Annotated in this window: 11 protein-coding genes; 4 read left to right on the top strand and 7 right to left on the bottom strand. The window is 62.8% G+C overall.

What is annotated here, in order from left to right; all coding sequences use genetic code 11:
- Positions 1-303 precede the first annotated feature (303 nt).
- The 4 genes from QSK34_RS23450 (at position 304) to QSK34_RS23435 (ending at position 6,750) form a co-directional block, all read left to right on the top strand.
- Positions 304-1,353, top strand: a complete 1,050-nt coding sequence (locus QSK34_RS23450) for a hypothetical protein (RefSeq protein WP_285586590.1) — start codon at positions 304-306, stop codon at positions 1,351-1,353.
- Positions 1,354-2,103: 750 nt separating this feature from the next.
- Positions 2,104-2,505, top strand: a complete 402-nt coding sequence (locus tag QSK34_RS23445) for a hypothetical protein (protein ID WP_285586588.1) — start codon at positions 2,104-2,106, stop codon at positions 2,503-2,505.
- Between the two features lie 226 nt (positions 2,506-2,731).
- A complete protein-coding gene (locus QSK34_RS23440; RefSeq protein ID WP_285586586.1) occupies positions 2,732-5,290 on the top strand; it encodes a tetratricopeptide repeat protein in 2,559 nt (852 codons plus the stop codon).
- Positions 5,291-6,240: 950 nt separating this feature from the next.
- Positions 6,241-6,750 carry a hypothetical protein gene (locus QSK34_RS23435; protein WP_285586584.1) on the top strand — a complete coding sequence of 170 codons (510 nt, stop codon included), beginning with the start codon at positions 6,241-6,243 and terminating at the stop codon, positions 6,748-6,750.
- 790 nt (positions 6,751-7,540) lie between these two features.
- On the opposite strand, the gene QSK34_RS23430 is transcribed toward QSK34_RS23435, so the two are convergent.
- The 7 genes from QSK34_RS23430 to QSK34_RS23400 all read right to left on the bottom strand — a co-directional run bounded on the left by QSK34_RS23430 (position 7,541) and on the right by QSK34_RS23400 (position 19,456).
- Complete coding sequence (locus QSK34_RS23430; RefSeq protein WP_285586582.1) at positions 7,541-9,076, bottom strand: serine/threonine-protein kinase; 1,536 nt, start codon at positions 9,074-9,076, stop codon at positions 7,541-7,543.
- A 29-nt stretch (positions 9,077-9,105) separates the two neighbouring features.
- Positions 9,106-12,201 (bottom strand): type I restriction endonuclease subunit R, encoded by a 3,096-nt coding sequence (locus QSK34_RS23425; protein WP_285586580.1) that lies wholly within the window; start codon positions 12,199-12,201, stop codon positions 9,106-9,108.
- A 13-nt stretch (positions 12,202-12,214) separates the two neighbouring features.
- Positions 12,215-12,835: a hypothetical protein gene (locus QSK34_RS23420; RefSeq protein ID WP_285586578.1), complete on the bottom strand. Its 621-nt coding sequence runs from the start codon at positions 12,833-12,835 to the stop codon at positions 12,215-12,217.
- A 44-nt stretch (positions 12,836-12,879) separates the two neighbouring features.
- Positions 12,880-14,142 carry an AAA family ATPase gene (locus QSK34_RS23415; protein ID WP_285586576.1) on the bottom strand — a complete coding sequence of 421 codons (1,263 nt, stop codon included), beginning with the start codon at positions 14,140-14,142 and terminating at the stop codon, positions 12,880-12,882.
- 66 nt (positions 14,143-14,208) lie between these two features.
- The gene (locus tag QSK34_RS23410) at positions 14,209-15,339 is read right to left on the bottom strand and encodes a restriction endonuclease subunit S (RefSeq protein WP_285586573.1); all 1,131 of its coding nucleotides are present in this window, start codon (positions 15,337-15,339) and stop codon (positions 14,209-14,211) included.
- Positions 15,340-15,422: 83 nt separating this feature from the next.
- On the bottom strand, positions 15,423-17,459 hold the full coding sequence (locus QSK34_RS23405) for a type I restriction-modification system subunit M (protein WP_285586571.1): 2,037 nt from the start codon (positions 17,457-17,459) through the stop codon (positions 15,423-15,425).
- Complete coding sequence (locus QSK34_RS23400) at positions 17,456-19,456, bottom strand: N-6 DNA methylase (RefSeq protein ID WP_285586569.1); 2,001 nt, start codon at positions 19,454-19,456, stop codon at positions 17,456-17,458. Before QSK34_RS23400 ends, QSK34_RS23405 begins: the two co-directional genes overlap by 4 nt.
- Between the last annotated feature and the right edge of the window lie 60 nt (positions 19,457-19,516).

The raw sequence follows: 19,516 nt of genomic DNA, 5'->3' as shown, positions 1-19,516 counted from the left end.
AACAACCACCCTCTCTTCAGCTGGCTGCTACATGGGGATGCGCTGGTAAGACGCTTGAGCCGCTGGCTTGCAGCAGCTGGATTTGCGAGTTTTTGAATAGCCCTTGCGCGAGAGGTTCCATTGACCACAAAATACAAGTGGCCGGAAGGCGGCCTGTCCTGACGTCTCTGCCCCAATTCAGGCGTCACCCGGGGACGAAGAAGCCCTCGCTCCACCTTCCAAAAGATCTCTTCATGCGCCTCGCTGGCGCCTAGATCGGTTGTCGGTCATTCAGGGGCAGGAATTTCCGGGAACGGATTTATCATGCCCGCTAAAGGACGTATCGCCCAGCGAGCTCGGATTCGGAAAACCTTCACTGGCGAATCAGCCCAGCATGCACAGGAGCAATTACTCTCCTCTGCCGAGCTAATTCCTGCGGCCACTGATCGGCAGGCGGCACTCGAATCCCAAGTGATGCTGAGCCTCGGAGGCGGTAGGGAATACTGGGCGCATCCACTCGGTATCGCGAGTGTTCTGCCATTCAAGAATCGCATCATAATAATTCTGGATGGTGCGACACAGTCGTATGGGCAGCCATTCGAGATGAATCTTCATGCGGCGCAGCTAGTCCTGCCATATGCCGAGCCAGAGATCCAAGTAAATGGCGTTATCGGACTACGGGTCTCTGGCATGAGTGGCCGCGACCTAAGTCTCACGCACCTCGAAAGAGGTGGAGAAGTAATCCTCCGAGGCGTAAAGGGCACTCGCTGGCATGAAATTCTGTCAGAACTAAAAGATAACTACCGCGAGGCTGGACTTGTGCCGCTATGGCACCTAGATAAACAGTCGCGGCATGAAATTGACCATGAGAATGCTTACCGTAAAATCGTCAATTACGGAACGGTTATCTCCTGGCTGGGGTCGGGACTGCTTCGACGAGTTGCGCTGTGGCACACAGCTAGTACTGCTTATACCACTAGCTCATGGAAAAGTGATGGAGATTGGGTTTTTGAGCTCGATTCCTATTACGGAATCGGGAATGATCACGGCAAGTTTCTGTCACTCCTCATGGATGCAAAATGGGGCATTGACCTAAAAGTTGAGAAATATACTTGCGAATGCAAAGCTCCATGGTCGAGTAGCCCGTATCATATGAAGGCCTGCTACTACTATCTGACTAACAGGGATAGCTCAATTCCGGGTCGACTTCAGCTGCGGTTCCGAACCTTAGGGCCAGCCTATGAGGTCCAAGATAGAGAGCAGTTCCTAGAAGCTGGGGCGGAACCATCGTGGGTGGATCGTGTCTATCCAGCCCTACGCAAAGATGAGAAAGCGAGCACTCAGTCTTCATTGGTCAGTCGGCGATCCAAATGAGCTGGGATGCAGTAACACTCGCCGTTATTGGGACCGCTAGTCTCGCAACTCTTCTGCTCTCTCAGATTCGGGATATTCTGATCAAGACAAGCGAGATTATCCAGGCATGGCACCAGCTTAGAGGCGTGGTGAGCCAAGAAGAGAAGCGCTCAACTGAATGCATCAACCCTGTAGCTGATGTCGCTTCCGATCTTCCCTCCAGTGAGCGGGCGCCTAGGTGATTGCCGAATTGTTCTTGTGTAGATCAAGACGGCGGCGCGCCGCGCCGCCGTAAACGGCCCTCTGCCGCCCGCCGCCCGGGCGTGCGGCGTGGGCGCCGGTCCCGGCCGACAGCGGCTCGGGCCGTCCACCGACCTTCCCCGCGGCTGTTGCCGAACGATCTCGCCGACGCCAGCAGCACACCGCCTACCTGGTCTATACAGTCCGTCTCTGCTGCGGAAGGTCCTTTGCTGTCTCGGGTCCTGTGTTGCCTGTGGTTGGGGCCGTGACGATCGCTGACTTCGGTTCTGCCGAATCATGGCTGGGGCGATCGGCTGCCGCGACCCTCCTTCGTCGGGCCTTGCCAACGGGCTACGCATGGTTGATCAGCGTTGACGCTTCGACGCGTATTGGGCGGGATTGGCGGTTAGAGTCGACCCCGACGAGGGTGCCGCCGGGGCGCCGGTTTACGGGGGTCGGCGTTTCGCCGGGAGAGGCTGAACGTGTATGGGTGGGGACCTTGTGCAACTTGCCCAAGAGGTGTCGCCGTACGTGACGGCGGCGATCAGCGCTTACGGGGGTGCGGTCCTGGCCAGGGCCAATGAAGACGCCGCCGATGCGACCGTGGGATGGGGCCGCAGGCTGCTGCAACGCATCTTCGGCGTGCGTGAGAAGGAGCAGGACGTTCCCGAGGCGATCGCTGAGCTGACCGCCGCTCCGGACGATCCCGATCTGCAAGCCGTGCTGCGGGTCCAGATCGGCAAGCTGTTGCGGGCTGACCCCCAGTTGGCCGCCGAGGTGCAGGCGATGCTCACTCAAGCCCAGGCCGTGACCGGGCCGGCGACGGTCACTGTGTCCGGGGAACGGGCGGTGGCCGCCGGCCGGGACATCACCGGGCCGGTCAGTACGGGCGACAACTCTCCCATCAGCGGGCCACCTACCAGCGAGGTTTGACGTGCCCGCACCACCTCCACCCGGCGCCGAACCATCATCTATCTCGGTTTCAGGCCCCAGAGCGGTTGTGGCCGGAGCGGACATTAATGCTCCGGTGACCACTGGGGACCACTCGCCAGTCCACGCGACTCGTTTGGAGCCGGGTACGCTGCTGGCCGCCTGGCAAGTGCAGGTGGAACCCGGTACTCCAGTGCATCGGTTGGAGGCTCCTCGCGCTGAGCATTTCGTGGGCCGTGACCAGGAGGTTGCACGGCTGCGCCGACTGATCAGCGATGTGCCGGTGGTGGTCCGTCAGGTGGTCCACGGTCTGGCCGGGGTGGGTAAATCCGAGCTGGTCCGCCAGTACGCGCAGACCTTTCGGTGGGAGTATCCCGTGGCGTGGTGGATCACCGCCGATTCGCCGCAGAACCTTGAGTTGGGCTTGGCGGCTCTGGCTGCGGCACTTCACCCGCCGGTCGGGCTGATCGGCGATGCGGCCATGGCCGCCGATTGGGCGCTGGACTGGCTACAGGGCCATCCAGGCTGGCTGGTCGTACTGGACAACGTCGAGGACCCCGCACACATCCGCGCCAGCCTGGGCCGACTCTCCGGCGGACATCTGGTGATCACGACCCGCCGCGATGTCATCTGGCCCGGACTCACGCCCCTGGCCCTACACGTGCTAGACAAACAGCCTGCGCTGGCACTTCTCCAGTCGATCATTGGGCTGTCTCCGACGTCTGGTGCCGATCAGACCGGGGTGCTGGCGGAGATTGCCCGGGAACTGGGGTTCTTGCCGCTGGCGCTGGAACAGGCAGCGGCCTACATGCGGCAGCAGCGGTGCAGCCCTGAACGCTATCTGCGGGAGATAGGCCGCGACCCAGGCTGGGCCCACGCCCGATATCCGCAAGGCGGGGACGCTGAGAGGATCATCGCCCGGTTGTGGAGCTACCATCTCACAGCCCTGTGTGAACATGATCAACGTTCAGGCACTCAATGTGAAGACCTGCTGAGGGTCCTGGCCTGCATGGCCCCTGATGACATCCCCCGCGCCCTGATCACCCACACGACCGGACAGGAGCAGACACCCCCGCAGCAGTCAAGCGATCAAACACGGTGGGAAGAGGAGCTTGCGGTTCTTGCCTCCTACAGCATGATCACCCGATCAGGCGTGGACGAGGCAGAAACGATCAGCCTGCATCGGCTGTTTCAGTCGGTGATCCGCTACGGCCTCAACCACGACGACCCCCGCCAAGTTTTGGCCCGTCGAGCGGCCCTCTCGGCATTGCTGCGCGTAATCCCGCCCGATCCAAGGTCCAACATGAGTGGCTGGCCACTATGGCGCCACCTTCTGCCCCACATAGATGCGATGGCCTCTTGTCATCATCAAGGGGACGAACCGGCCGATCTTGCAATTCTACTTAATCACACGAAAATTTTTCTCTCTACACAGGGCCAATATCAGCGGGCTCATGACCTTGCTGTTTGGAGTCTAGCCATCGCTGAGGCGGCCTTCGGTCCCGACCACCCCGCAGTCGCCATTCATCTGACGAATCTCGCCGTCAACAATTGCGAATTGGGTCGAGCAGCCGAGGCCCTGCCTTTGATCGAACGAGCTCTGGCTATTGCCGAGGCTGCTCATGGCCTCGACCATCCAACTGTCGCCACATACCTGGGCAGCCTCGCTGCCTGCCTCCGCGACTTAGGACGATCATCTGAGGCGATCCCGTTGGAACAACGCGCCCTCGCCATCGTCGAGAGTGAAAGTAGTCCTGACCAGAAATCGGTAGCGATCTTGCTGGGCAACCTTGCTCACAGCCTCAACGATTTGGGTCGAGCAGCCGAGGCCCTGCCCTTGTTCGAACGCGCTTTGGCTATTGCCGAGGCTGTTTATGGCCTCGACCATCCAATCGTCGCCACCCACCTGGGCAGCCTCGCTGCCAGCCTTCGCGAATCGGGCCGAGCAGCCGACGCGATCCCGTTGGAACAACGCGCCTTAGCGGTCACCGAGGCCGCCTATGGTCCCGACCACCCCGCCGTCGCCACCCGACTAAGCCACCTCGCCGGCAGCTTTCGAACCTTGGGACGGCCCTCCGAAGCTGACCCTTTGTTCGAACGCGCCTTGGCTATTGCTGAGGCCGCTCATGGCCCTCACCACCCATTAGTCGCTACCCACCTAGGCAATGTAGCCGGCAGTCTTCGCGATTTGGGACGGGCAGCCGAGGCGATCCCCCTAGAACGACGCGCACTAGCCATCACCGAGGCCGCTTACGGCCTCCACCACCCGGCCATCGCCATCAAGTTAGGCAATCTCGCCGGTAGCTTGATTGATCTAGGAAAAGCAGATGAGGCTGTCCCTCTGCTTGAACGTGCCCTGGCTCTCACCGAGGCCGCATATGGCTCCGTCCACCCCACAGTCGCCGTCTTGCTGGGCGACCTCGGTGGCTGCTTCCGTGATCTGGGACAGCATGCCCAAGCGATCCCCATATTCGAACGCGCCCTGGCTACAGCCGAGTGCGCCCATGGCCCCCACCACCCCCAAGTCACATCCCATTTGCGCACCCTCGCCGTCAGCCTGAGCGATCTCGGACGATTCGCCCAGGCAATCCCCCTGTTAGAACGAGCCTTGAGAATCAATGAGACCGCTTTGGGGGCCGATCACTCGCGTACCAAGGCGGTAGAATTTTTGCTCAAGGTTGTTCGAAAGAAGTCCGTGAGAGCAAATTTTGGGGATCAAGTAAGCAACCTTCCATGCTCCTGTGGTTCGGGAAAGAAGAACAAACGTTGTCACGGCGGGATGCAGTAACCAAACAATATGTTCGACCCCAGTCGGTTAAAATCGCTCCAGTATAGTAAACCGCGAATCGTCGAGGTATCTCGCATGCGCGACCACAGTATTCGTGATTCGCATTAGCTCAGAGCTCTGTCCTGGGGCGGCAGCGTTGAGGAGGGCGGGGCAGTGTAGGGGGCGACCTACGCGCTGAAGTTCGGACCATGTGCGCTGTTCGAAGAAAAGATCATCGGCGTGCCCGTTGCGTGCCCGATTGCATGGGGAATCACGGGGAATCGAGGTAGCTCAGAGGGAACGCAATCATGCCTCTGATCTGCATCTTTGCAGATCAATCAAGATCGACAGAGCTATTTGCAAGCAGGATGTCAGGAGTTCGAATCTCCTAGGCTCCACCTTCGAATGACTTGTGGTTGACGCCCCTTCGGGGCGGCTTTCACAAGTCCTTCTCGGTCTTCTACGGGGGGACGACCCCCCGAACCCCCCGATGCGAAGGGGCTTTCGCCCCCTCGCGCTCCCCTTGGTCCGCTGTCGCGTCCCCGTCGTCGCATTCGCTCCGGAGTCGCTGCGCTCCCTGGCGAAGGGCTCCGCCCCTCGCGCTCCCTGGCAAGGCCTCGCTTCGCTCGGGCTGCTGCTCGCTTCGCTCGTCAAAGCCACTTTTTCTTTACGGCTTCGCCAGGTCTTTGGCTCTCCGACTTTCAGGGCTGACCATTAGCTAAACGACGAGTAGGCCGACGCCCGATGGCCAGGTTCGACGCGGCCAGTGTCATCGACTTGACCATGGCCGTGATCCTTCCGACCGGCACGAACAACCTGGGGATGCTCGACTGCAGGATGAGTGCCATTCCAATCGCCGACAAGATGCGGGCACACATCTCACAGATCGACCGGGCGCACCATCACGCCGTACGGCCTGGGGTGCGGGCCGAGCTCGCCGAGGTGCTGGCCGAGGCGAGTTCCCTTGCCGGATGGCAGCCATCGACACCAGAGCGGTCAACGACGCTTGGGGTCACGACGAGCACGCCAAGTCGGCGGCTCAGGAAGCCGAATGGCCGGCTGTTCTCGCGCATGTGTCGGGTGAGCAGGCGTACACGCTGATCGAGATCGGACGATCTGCCGAGGCGGTCGAGATGATCCGGCACGTTCACCGGACTCACCGCGGACAGATACCCGCCCTGCTGCGAGCGTGGCTGTCGGCGGCCGAGGCCGAAGCCGCATCGGTCGTTGGCGACAAGGTCACCTGTCGGAACGCATTGGACCAGGCGGCGAGACTGCTCCCTGAGCATGACCATCCGGACCCGGAGTTGCCTTACCTCGCGCTGAATCGGCATCACTTGGCTCGATGGCGGGGCACTACCTGGTTCGGTTCGCTGACCCTGACACCGTCGAGGATCTGTGGGGGGCGTTGGCAGGGATGGACGGGACGTTCAACCGGGCTGAGGCAGGGGTGTGGTGCGATCTGGGGCACGCATTGCTAGTGGGTGGCGTTGTGGTTGCGGCCGTGACGATCGCGGACTTCGGTACTGCCAGTTGATGGGCTGGGGCGATCGGCTGCCGCAGCCATCCTTCGTCGGGCCTTGCCACCGGCTCACGGATGGTAGATCGACGTTGGCGCTTCGCGTGTCTTAGGTGGAGTTGGCGATTAGAGTCGATCGCGATGAGGGCGCTGTGGGGCGCTGATCCCGGGGGTCGTCCTTTCGCCTGGGAGAGGCTGAACGCGTATGGGTGGGGAACTGGTGCAGTTGGCCCAGGAGGTGTCGCCGTACGTGACGGCGGCGATCAGCGCGTACGGGGCGCGGTCCTGGCCCGGGCCAACCAAGACGCCGCCGATGCGATCGTGAAGTGGGGCCGCAAGCTGTTGCAACGCATCTTCGGGGTGACTGCCGAAAACCAGGACGCCCCGGAAGCGGTCGCCGATCTGGCCGCCGCTCATGGACGGGCGCCTACGGCGCTCTACACCAGACCCATGGGGGTGCGAACCTCTTGCCAGAACGGGTCCCCGAGGTCGTATGGTCCACCAGGGAAGGACGCCCGACGAGCGGCATGAGCATCACGGTAGGCGATGTTCGTGTTCGCTAGCCGCTTGGACCTCACGGCCGGCTCCAGAGAGCATCGACGGGCCGGGTCATTTTGAGCTGACCGTTCCTGTCGCTGAATTTGCATCTCACGCCTTGATCACGCCGCTGTCGAGGTCGACGTACGAGCAGGCCGATGTGCTCTGCGTGGCGCCTATAACGCACGGCCTGGCCATTGCCCGTCGGATTTGGCTCAGCCGAGCGCTCGGTTGACGTGCTCCAGAAGCCGTCGAATGTGTTGGGATTCTGGGTGGGCCAAGCCCCAAACGGCCTCAGTGTCGAGCACCAATGCAGTCAACACTGGCTGTGCTCGACGGTGATCGCCTGTCTGCACCAAGATTTCGGCCAGCTCTCGACGCAGTTCCATCGACAACGGCTCGCGATTGCCGATGGCCGGAAGCATGTCGTCCATCAGCAAGGCCATCTGAGCGATGGCTTTCTGGTTCTCGCCCATCGCAACGAAACACAGCGCGTGGTTGAAACGGCACTCCAGCACCACCCGATGATCTGAGCCCAGCATTTGCGTCAGCTCCGGTAGCAGCTCCGCGAAGTCGGTCGCCGCTTGCTCAAAGTCGCGAGCCGCGAAGCGCGAGTTGGCCAGGTCCATCCGGATAGCGAAAATAACCGGCTGGCCAGAGTCGGTCCCGGCCAAGGCATGCTCCAAGAGCTCGATCGCCTGACTGAACCGGCCGGCCACAGCCAACTCCTCCGCCCGGTTTCTCGCTTCCGCGAGCTCGTCCATGGACAACCTGGCCACGGGCATCGGGCGCTGTGCGGGAACCTGAGGACCGATGAGAGCGCTTGCGGCGATGCGCTCGACCACGGTCGCGTACATGCGCATCGGGTCGGGAGCCGGCGCGGCCCTGGTTGCTCCTGGTAGCGGTGGCAGAGCGCCCACGAAGGGGTCCAGCCGCTTGTAGACCTCCCAGGCGTCAGCTGGACGCTCGTCGGGATTCTTCGCCAGTAGCTGCAGGACCAACAGCTCGATCTCCTCCGGTACGTCCGAACGGAGTTGCCGCAGCGGTGTCGGCGCCTCGGTGCAGTGACGGCTCACCTCAGCCAGTTTGAAGTCCGCCTGGAACACCCGCGATCCGGCCAACATCTCGTGGATCACGCATCCCAGGGCGTACAGGTCACTTCGAGTGCTGGCCCTGCCTGTGGTGACCAGCTCTGGAGACATGTAGACCTCGGTGCCGACGCCCTCTCCGGCCTGGGTGATCTGGGTGATGTCGGCCGAGCTGAGCACCGCCACCACGCCGAAGTCGAGCACCTTCACGGTGCCGTCGAAGCTGACGATGAGGTTATTCGGCTTCAGGTCCCGGTGGATGAGCGACTCGGTGTGGGCGACCGCCAGCACGGCACAGACTTGGGCGGCGATCGCCGCCACCCAGGACGCCGGCAGCGGATGGAACCGCTTGATCAGCTGGTCGAGAACCGTACCGGGGACGTACTCCATGACGAGGTACAGCCGCCCCTGGTGGGGCCCTATGTCGTGGATGATCGGAACTCCCGGGTGCCGGAGCTTGGCCGTGCTCCTGGCCTCCCGCTCGAACCGCTTGAGCGCCTCGGCGCGCCGGTCGGCTTCGGGGAACACCTCGGGCTTGATGAACTTGACCGCTACGTGCCGGTCCAGTCGCTGGTCGAACCCCTTCCAGACGACGCCAAAGCCGCCTTCGCCGAGTAACTCGACCAGCTCATACCGGTCCGCTACGACCGTTCCAACATCCACGATCACAAGTGTGACCTATGCCTCATGGATCACTCCAGACCGTTGCTCTCCCGGATCATCTTGTAGACCTGCTTTCGTCCGAGGTCGGTGATCCTGCTGCGGAACAACGTCTCGTCGAAGAAACGCTGCATCAGGTTGGTGTTGCCCGTGTGCCGGTCGACGATGACCTTCTCCAGGTGGTCGGCGAAGACCTCGCCGAAGTTGGCCTCGTCGTTGACCATCGCCGCGATCTGCAGATCGCCGTTGCCTATGGCCTCCTCGAACTGCTGCTCCACCCAGAGCTGATCGGACTCTGACAACCCCAGGCCGTACTTGTCGTTCATCTCAGAGATCAGATCGCGCAGCGACATCATCTCCGGGTCTGACGCCGCACCCCCGCCGCCGGTCGGCGCGGGCAGCGTCACCTCACCCTCAGCGGACAGGCTGATGTCGTGCTCGCCGGTCTTCTCGATGCGCAGATGGGTCAGGTCCACCTCGCCGATGTCCACCGCCGGATCTTCCCGGCGGGGCAGCCGGTTCAGCAGGAACCGGCTGAAAATGTACAGCCGCTCTAGACTGGGATCGACGTACGGGACGATTTGCGAGAGGAATCCGTACAGCCGCACGTATCCACGCAGTTCGCCGCGGAACTCTTCGGCCGTGTCCCGATCGTTCTCCAGGAGCTCGGTGAACCGCTGCACGGCCGGCTCGGTGAACCGGTAGATGGCCGCGTGTGCCTTCTCCAGCTCGCGCTGCGTCTTTGAGATCCGCTCCGCCTGCAGGTAGGCGTCGGTGAGAGCCTGCATTTCCGACTCGACCAGCAGTGCATAACCGTGTACGGCCTGCGCCCGCACGTAGAGCAGATTGGGGTCGATCTGCTCGGTCGCGGTGGACTCGAAGTAGGGCTGGAAGGCGGTCTGGATGTCCTCGGCCTGATTGGCTAGGTCGAGCACGAAGATGTCGCCCTGCGACTTCAGCCGGTGGGTACGGTTCAGCCGCGAGAGCGTCTGCACCGCGGCCACGCCCGCCAGCGGCTTGTCCACGTACATCGTGGTCAGCAGTGGCTGGTCGAACCCTGTCTGGTACTTGTCGGCCACCACCAGGATCCGATATTCCGGCTTCTCCCCGGCGTTCGCGTCGTCGGCTCGGCAGTAACCGAACCGGTCGGGCAACTCCTTCTCGCCGAAGCCGTTCAGTTTGGCCTCGGTGATCTCGCGCCCGTCGATCTCCAGTGTTTGGGAGAACGCGATCAGCGTTCCACAGTCGGTGTAGTCGTTCACTTCCACATGGCGGCGGATCGCCTCGCCGAGCAGCACGGCATGCTTACGGGAGCGCGTGACCACCATCGCCTTGGCTCGGCCACCCATGCGGTGTGAGGTGTGCCGACGGAAGTGTTCCACGATGATCTTCGCCCGCTGCTCCATGCTCACCGGGTTCAGCTCGGCGGCCAGCGCCAGCATCGCCTGCCCCTTGCGCTTCTCGACCTCGCGGTCCTCAGGCTCCTCACTGACCAGGCGCCAGTACGTCTTGTAGGTGACGTAGTTCTTCAGCACATCGAGGATGAACCCCTCCTCGATCGCCTGCCGCATCGAGTAGACGTGGAACGGCCGCGGCTTGCCGTCCTCTCCAGGCTCGCCGAACAGATTGAGCGTCTTGCTCTTGGGCGTCGCGGTGAAGGCGAAGTACGACAGCGTCTCGTGGCGTCCCCGGGCAAGCGCGCTGGCGGTGAGCAGGTCACCGTCTTCGTCGATGTCGTCGCTGCCCAGCGACAGCAGCACCCGCTTCAGGTCGGCCGCACCCTCGCCCGACTGCGACGAGTGCGCCTCATCCACGATCACCGCGAACCGCTTGCCGCGAAGGCCCTCGACCTTCTTCAGGACGTACGGGAACTTCTGCAGCGTCGTGATGATGATCCGCGCCGTCTCACCCTGCAGCGCGTCGGCGAGCTGGTCGGAAGACTGGTCGATCCGCTTGACCACACCCGGCGTGTGCTCGAACTGGTAGATCGTCTCCTGAAGCTGACGGTCCAGCACCACCCGGTCAGTGATCACGATGACCTTGTCGAAGACCGGCTGGTTGGGCCCGATTCCCTTGGCCAGCGCGCTCTCGTCGATCTCCATGGCGTTCGCGGGAGTGTGCAGGTTGGACAATGCGTGGGCGAGCCAGGCGATCGTGTTCGACTTGCCCGACCCGGCAGAGTGCTGCACCAGGTAGTTGTGCCCGGCTCCGTTCCGGGCCGCATGCCCGGTCAGCGTCTGTACGGCATGCCACTGGTGAAACCTCGGGAAGATCAGCGGCAGCTTGTGGGCCTTCCCCGGATACGGCTTGCGCCCCCGGCCTTTCTTCACATCGTCGTCCTCGACGTGCAGGAACCTCTTGATCAGATCCATCCAGGTGTCCGGATGCCAGATCCGCTCCCACAGATAGGCCGTCTTGTAACCGACCGGGTTGGCCGGGTTGCCCGCACCGCCCGCGTTTCCCGCCCCGACATCGCCCATGTTGAACGGCAGGAACCGGGTCTTCTCCCCGGCCAGCCGGGTCGTGGCGAACACCAGCTCCTGGTCGACGGCGAAGTGGACCAGCGCACGCTTGGCGAACAGCAGCTCCTTCGGATCGCGATCTTCGCGGTACTGCCGCTTGGCATCCTCGACGGTCGAGCCGGTCAGTGTGTTCTTCAACTCGGCCGTCGCCACCGGGATCCCGTTGACGAACAACGCCAGGTCCAGTTCGTCGCCGGTCTTCTTCGAGTAGCGGAACTGCCGGGCCACACTGAGGATGTTCTTGCTGTACGGCTCCAGCGCATCGGCGGCGATCGTGTGCGCGGGGCGGAAGTAGGCCATCCGGAACGTGATCCCGAGAATCTTCACGGTCGGATGTCGCAGCACCTCAAGGACACCCTCCCGATCGACCCACCCGGCGACCTCCTTGACCAGGAGCCGCAGAGCGTCGGCCTCGTCGCCACCGCGCTTGATCACGAGGCTTTCCCACGCCGTGAGCTGAGTGGCGCGGACGAACTCGAAGACCTCCTGGGTGTTGAGCCCGAGGTCATGGTCGTAGAACTGCTGAGCGCCCTTCAACCAGCCAGAATCCAGTAGCACCGATTCGATGACGCCTTCGAAGCTCTGCTCGTGATGCACGGGGGACATGATCACACTCCCTCTACTTCAGGTGTTCCGCGCAGCACCGCATCGCGTCGGCACGCACCTGGGCGAACGATCGATTGCGACCCGCCGGTCTGGAAAGCAGGCCTAACTTCGCCGCCTGATCGAGGACATCCGGAGCATCGGACTCGCGATATCGACGGCTGCTTCCACTGACTTCGTTTTTGAGGAGCTTCTTGGGGTCAAGCAGCCGCCCGGTGTCCTTGCCCCTGTACTTGGCAGGGACGGTCCAGGACGCGGCAACAGCGGACAGCGCATCAGGAAAGAGCAGCAACCAAGCTTCGATCTCCGACACGGCGAGCGCGTAGTGCGCCGTACCGAGAGCCGACTCCAACGCCATCTCCACCCGCTCGCGAACGACCGGGTAAACGTCGCTGTCGGTCCTGTCCAGGTCCTCGTGAACGAACACGCACGCCACCGAGGTATCGTCCCGTGCGGCTCGCGCCCGTACCTTGCCCGCCAGGGCTTCGGCGCGAGCTGCGAGAGTGGCGCCGGTCGCCTGGTGCAGCCGTATCTTGTCGCTGATCTCCACAATCCTGCCGCGCATCTCGGGGCAGAACTCCTCCAGGAGCACCCGGAGGGCGAGACGGTCGTTCCTGTCCTCTCCCGCCACGACCACGATCGGTTTCTTCGTGGGCTGGACGCGGGTGCCTCCGCGTCGGCTCACAGATCACCGCCCAGCACGCCGGAGAACCACAGTTCTCCGAGCGGAAGCCCTTCGCTGGCCCGCACGATCTCCTCCACCTTGGCCGTGGAGACCGCAGGGATGAGCGAGGAACCGTCGTCGCCACGCTCGCAGATGACGATCTCCTCAGGCTTGAGCCGGTCGGCCAAGGCGGGCGAGTGGGTGGCGATGATGAACTGGGTCTTCTCACTCGCCTCCCGGATCCGCTCCATCAGCAGTTCCAGCGCCTGAGGGTGCAGCCCATGGTCGATCTCTTCCACACAGGTCAGCGCAGGGGGGTCGGGGTCGTAGAGCATGGCCAGCAGCCCGAGCAACCGGATCGTTCCGAACGAGGCGTCCAGGAGGGGGGTGGTCTCCCGCAAACCCCGTTCCCTGAGCACGACCACGACCGAGTGGGCTCCACCGGACGGGTAGTCGAAGTCGAGTGACTCAAGCTGCGGCAGGACCTCCACCGCATCCGCCTGAAGCCGTTCCCAGGCGTCGGAGTCGGTATCGCGCAGCCTCAGCAGAAAGCCCGCCAGGTTTGAGGCATCGGCCAATATGGGTTCATATCCGGGAGCCACACGCGATGGCAGGCAGGCGCGCGCGACATCCACGTCGAAGATCCGGAACGAGCCGAGCAGGGCCGCCACCCGCATGGGCTCCATGCTGAACCCCTTTGAGGACAGCCGCGGCAGCGTGGACAACCCACTGCTCAACGGCTGGATCCCGATCTCCTCGACCTCGTCGCCGCGACCGACACTGAGGGAGTCCGCCCCATCGCCGTGGTCCTCCAGACCGATGTGCCTGGTCGGCGTCTCCGCAGAGGGATCGTACGGTTCGTCGACGACCTTGGCTCGGGCGGTCTCACCCAGGACAGTGATCGTTCGTAGCCGGTGCGGATACGCGCCTGAACGGAAGATCTCTTCCCGGGCGAGAGGGGAGCCAGCGATGCGGAGGGTGTACTCGTCGGGGCGCGTGCTCTGCTGAGGCGACCAGGAACCGGTGATCCCGATCTGGATGTACGCGGGCTGCGCGGCGCCACCACGGAACGCGAGGCGACCGAATCCGCCACGCCGCTCCAACGCCGGCCCAAGATCGGTACGAACGACGTCGGCTAGGAACCGGAACACCTCCAGCACGTTCGTCTTGCCCGCGCCGTTGGGCCCGACGAGCACATTGACCGGCCCGAGCGGCAAGGCGACCTCGCGCAGGCTGCGGAAGTTCTCCACCCGAAGCTCAGAAAGCCGCTGTCCCGCCATCCTGCTCACCACTCCTTCCACGGAGTACGGCTCCCGCCCGACGACATGGAACGTGCCCCGTGAACCTCATACCCCGGCCCCGCGAGCCGTTGTCACATCGATTTGCCCAGTGACCGCCACCGTGATCAGCGACTGCCGCCGCTCACTGGCGAGGGTATTCGAGCGATCGATTTGAGTGCGCAACGGTCGGATCGCCTTGATTAGATCCCCGATCTCCCTCTGTTCATTGAGTGGAATGTCGGGGACTGGAATTCGCCCGAAGAGGTCCCAGTTTCGGAAGTCGACTGCTCGTTCTCGGGTGCTGATCGCGAAGAGTCCTAGATATCCGGAGACGGCTAGGACTCGGAGAAGCCTTCCATAAAACAAAGAGTCTCCATCGTTGATCGGAACACACACATGGTAGACGGGACTGCAGTTACCCGATGTTTCGGCGGTTCCGATTGCACCCGCGAAGCCGTCTAGTCCGTGAACGACCACATCGTCGACTCCGACATTTTGCCCCTGCGCTTCTGCTGACGCTGAGAGGGTATAGCCGTCTGCCCGTCGCAAGGACCGGGCTGTGACTTGACCATCTCTGAAAGCGGTAATTATCTCAGCGCCCTCGACGGCTGGCCGGACAACCTTTGCCAAGACTCGTCGTATCGGCAGCGCTCGGGTCCCCAGTCCCGGGTTGGCCAACTTGCTTGCGCCTACGAGCTGCAGAATCCGACTATCGACTCTTTCCTCTAGAACCGATAGGAGGCGAAGTTTCTTATTCGTTAGATCATTGATCTTACCCACCTCGGCATCGAGGAAGTCGGCGATGCGCCGCTGCTCCTCCAACGAGGGTAGATCAATTGGCAGGGCGCGAACTCGTTCGGCACTTACGTGGTAAATGTTCGCGCCTGTTGCGATGGCTGCGAAGAGTCCGGATCCGAAGGCCGACCTCGCCCACCAGCCAAGGAATCGTCCGTCGACACCAGCTCGTGGGCGGAGTCTGAGCAGTGTGTTCTGAAAACAGATCGTTCCGTCGAGTTCTCCGCCCCACACCGCCGTCGCACCTACGGATTTCAGGCTGCCGCTGCCTTCCGTGACGAGAACATCCCCGCGTGTCAGGGAGAAGATCCGTTGTTCCTTGGGGGTGAAGTTCATCGACATCACGTCGCCGAGGGCTAGTGCCCCGTCTTTGACATTCGCCGCGCGGAGGTAGGCGAGCATGTGGGGGCCCTCGGCGTGCTGCGGTGCTCGTTGTCGTCCCAACGCGATTTCGGCGGCGCCGCGGAGCGCCATGCGCCGCCATGTCATTTAGTCACCTCGGAGAGGAGTTTCTGGATCTCTGCCTCCAGGGACTTGAGTTCGGTGTCTATTTGTTCGAGGGGTCGGGGAGGCGTGTAGATGTAGAAATGGCGGGTGAAGGGGATCTCGAAGCCGATTTTGGTTTTGGTGTAGTCGACCCAGGCATCGGGAACGTGGGGTAGGACCTCACGCTTCATGTAGTCCTCGATTTCTGCTACTCGCTCGGCCGGAGTCGAGTTCATCGAGGTAAGGGGAACATTCTCGTTGTCGCGGAGGTCAGGGTCGGGGAGGGGATTGCCTTTATAGTCGGTTTGGAGTTCGCCCTCGGGATCGCTGTAGGACACCGCCGCCCAGACCGCCTTCAACACAGGGGCCGCCAGTTTGCCGTGCGCGCCGAGGCCGTGCTTCTTGAAGTGGGCCACCAGGATGGATTCCATCTCCCGCTTGGTGGCGCAAGTCGTACCGGAAAGGGCTTTGACCGCGTCGAGCAGGGCCGCGCGGTCCTCGTATTTCTGTACCGCTTTCGCCTCGGCCAGTTCGTCGGCCGTCTCGTCGGTGACCGCGAAAAGCTGGCGGAGCTCGCGTTCGACGGTGATGCGCTGGTAGCCGAAGGCGTGCCGGGGGAAGATCTTCACCTTGGCGTGGTGCTCGTGCGATTCGTCTGCGGAGATCGCCAGAGCGTCCTTGTAGAGCTGGGTCAGTTCCTCAATCTGGTTCTCGGGGATGAGCTTGCGCTTGTCGCCGAGGGACTTGCGCATCTTGGTCCAGGAGCCGCGAGCGTCGAGCAGGATCACCTTGTCACGCAGGCCCTCGGCCTTGCGGTTGGACAGGATCCAGAAGTATGTCGAGATGCCGGTGTTGTAGAAAAGCTGGTCGGGCAGGGCGACGATCGCCTCCAGCCAGTCGTTCTCCAAGATCCATCTGCGGATGTTCGACTCGCCCGACTCGGCGGCACCGGTGAACAGCGGGGAGCCGTTGAAGACGATCGCGATGCGGGAGCCGCCGTGCTCGACCGGCTTCATTTTCGAGATCATGTGCTGGAGGAAGAGGAACGACCCGTCGTTGACCCGAGGCGTTCCCGCGCCGAATCGGCCCCTCCAGCCGCGGTTTTTGGCCTCGTCCTCGATCTCGCTCTGGACCTTCTTCCACTCCACGCCGAATGGAGGATTGGCGAGCAGGTAGTCGAAGCCCTTCTCGCCGATGCGACCCTCATGCCCGTCGAAGGTGAAGGAGTTGCCGAAGGCGATGTTGGCCGGGTCCTGGCCCTTGAGCATCATGTCCGAGCGGCAGATCGCCCATGACTCGGGGTTGAGCTCCTGGCCGAAGACCTTCACCGTGGCCTTGGAGTTGTAGCGGGTGATGTACTCCTCGGCCGCTGTGAGCATGCCGCCGGTGCCACAGGCCGGGTCGAACACGGTCCGGACGATGCCCGGAGTCATCACGTCCTGGTCGTCGGGGGCCATCAGCAGGTTGACCATGAGCCGGATGACCTCACGAGGGGTGAAGTGCTCACCAGCCGTTTCGTTGGAGATCTCGGAGAATTTCCGGATGAGCTCCTCGAAGATGTAGCCCATCTGGTGGTTGGTGACCACGTCCGGATGCAGGTCGATGCCGGCGAACTTGGAGGTCACCAGGTAGAGCAGACCGGCCTCGTCAAGGCGGGTGATCTGCTCGTCGAAGCGGTATTTGTCGACGACCTCGACCGCGCCGGAGGAGAAGCCCCCGATGTAGGCGCGCAGGTTCGCGGCTACATTGTCGGAGTCGCTGAGCAGCTTCGCGAAGTCGAGCGGGCTGGTGTTGTAGAAGCTCTGCCGGGAGGCGTTCTTGAGCATCCGCTCGACGGCCCCCGCGGGCAGGTTCTTCGCCTTCAACGTTTCGTGCTCGGCCAGCACCGCGCCCTTGGTGGCTTCCAGCACGCAGTCCAGCCGCCGCAGAACGGTGAACGGCAGAATGACCTTCCCGTACTCCGACTGGCGGTAGTCGCCGCGCAGCAGATCGGCCACCGACCAGATGAAGTCCGCGTACTTCTGGTGGTTGCTCACCGAGTTCCTTCCGGGTCGAGCGTGATGGGTTCTTTCCAGCTGGGGTCGTCCGGTGAGAGCAGGACAATCCCTTGGGTCAGACCGTCCAGAGTGTCCTGGACGAGGTCGCCGCCGAGCTCCGTGAGCTGCCTGAGCGATCCGGCGAACGTCCACAGATGGCGGAACGCCCTGCCGTACGCGCGTTGCTGATCGATGGGCAGCAAGGGGACCTCGGCACGTCGTACATCTACTCGATGCGCCGAGGACATGGACACGTAATGGCGCAGATTGGCCCGTCCGGTCAGGAATCCGGCCAGGAAATCGGGATCCAGATGTTCCGGGTCGGGCCGTAGCAGGGAGAGATTGAGGCCGATGACGGCGTCCTCATCGGTGATCACTCTGGCGACCGGTTTCCGGACGATCAGGGGCACGACTACGTCGCCCCTGCGTGTGCGAATGTTTTTCCGTAGAGAGATCTCCGAGCTCTGGCCAGTGGCAATCTCGTGTCGAATGACGTCTTCAGCGGTGAGGACGGAGAACTCACCTGACACCTCGGAAACTTCGCCGGCGCGTGGAGTCGCCTGTTGGTGAATGGTGAGCAGACCTCGGCGTTCGAGCTCCGACAGCGAGATGAGCGGGCGGAGTTGAGCCGCAGGCGCGACCTCGACACGCGGAAGCAGTGTGAGAGTGGCGGCGAGCATGTTGTCCAGCCGATCTCGGCTGCGCACGATTCGTTCCGGTGACATGTCGAGGAGCGATGACGGCAGGTAGCGGCCCGGAAGGAGATCCACGTCGTCGTCGAGCATGTCGATAACGGGCACGACGCGGCTGACACCGGGCTCGTCGGTGTGATCGCCTCGAGTGAACCGATCCCACGCGGCAAGAGCGACCTGACCCCACTCGTCGGCTCTGGCCGAGGTGTCAACCATCAGGACATGTCCTGGAGACTGAGTGCCGGTTGGGCGGCACAGTACCCACACCGTGAGCCCGACTGACATGTTCGGAACGCTTCCCACCGGGAGGGCGATCACCGCTCGCAGTGCGCCACGGCGTAGGAGCTGTGCCCGGATCCGCCGGCCGGATCTGCGGCCTGCGGCGGCGGGAGGCATGAGCAGTACGGCGGAGCCTCCTGGTGTCAGGTGGGCCAGGGCGTGCTGGCCCCAGGCGAGTTCAGGCTCTGTCTTGGGCGGCAGACCGTACTCCCACCGCGCATCGGCGGCGAGCTCTTCGTAGCCCCAGTTGCGGTCGTTGAAGGGAGGGTTGCAGACAACGGCATCCACGAGCGTTCCGGGAAAGGCATCGGTCCTGAGCGCATCACCAGGACGAATGTCGGTCTCGTCAACGTCGAACGCGAGAGACACGGCGGTCAGACGGGCCGTGGCCTCGTCCAGATCCTGGCCGAACAGCTGGCCTCCGAGCCGTTCATGCGCTGCTCGGAGGAGGGAACCTGCTCCGCAAGCCGGATCGAGAACAGATCTGGCGTATGGATCGATGAGAGACGCCATGAACGCCGCGATCGGTGCAGGTGTGACGTAGATGCGCTGCATTTCGAAGTAGCGCGTGCACAGGAAGCCGAAGGTCTCCCTGGCTCCGCTTTCGACAGCGATGTCGACCAGTTGGCTCAGCAGGGGCATTCGGGCTGCGAGTGAGGGTTGGCTCCAGAGGAGGTCGACAGTGGCTTCAGGGTCTGCCTTGACGAAATGGGCGCGCCACTCGTCGTCTCGGTCGAACTTAAGGAGGAACGCGCCGAGCTCTGCGATGAGGCTGGCGAGCTCACTCTTAGGCGTGCCTGCTCTGAGTTCCTGCCAGAGCCATTCCCGCGTCGGCAGCGGTTTTTCCTCCGCGTGGGCCCTCAGCCACTCCTTCACCTGGTTGAACGAGAAGGTGGGGCTGGTCGAGGTTCCTCCGATGGGCTGTGGAAAATCTTCGTGCCGACGACGCCAGTTGCTGACTGCCGCGCGGCCGACATCCCCTAGCCGGGCTATATCGGCCGCGGTCAACTGGACGTCCTTGTCCACTCGGACTCCTCCAAATTTGCTGCCGATGGGACCGTACTTCAAATGCAATCCGCATGGCAA

The sequence above is a fragment of the Herbidospora sp. NBRC 101105 genome (genome assembly GCF_030269205.1).
Lineage (GTDB): Bacteria > Actinomycetota > Actinomycetes > Streptosporangiales > Streptosporangiaceae > Herbidospora > Herbidospora solisilvae.
The sequence above is the reverse complement of the archived record's forward strand: the minus strand, read 5'-3'. Positions and strand labels throughout refer to the sequence as shown.

What these genes read in the sequence shown, in the direction of transcription:
- QSK34_RS23415 (WP_285586576.1), bottom strand. Translation starts at nt 14,142, where the DNA reads ATGGCGGGACAGCGGCTTTCTGAGCTTCGGGTGGAGAACTTCCGCAGC.
- QSK34_RS23450 (WP_285586590.1), top strand. Translation starts at nt 304, where the DNA reads ATGCCCGCTAAAGGACGTATCGCCCAGCGAGCTCGGATTCGGAAAACC.
- QSK34_RS23435 (WP_285586584.1), top strand. Translation starts at nt 6,241, where the DNA reads ATGGCAGCCATCGACACCAGAGCGGTCAACGACGCTTGGGGTCACGAC.
- QSK34_RS23410 (WP_285586573.1), bottom strand. Translation starts at nt 15,339, where the DNA reads ATGCTCGCCTACCTCCGCGCGGCGAATGTCAAAGACGGGGCACTAGCC.
- QSK34_RS23425 (WP_285586580.1), bottom strand. Translation starts at nt 12,201, where the DNA reads ATGTCCCCCGTGCATCACGAGCAGAGCTTCGAAGGCGTCATCGAATCG.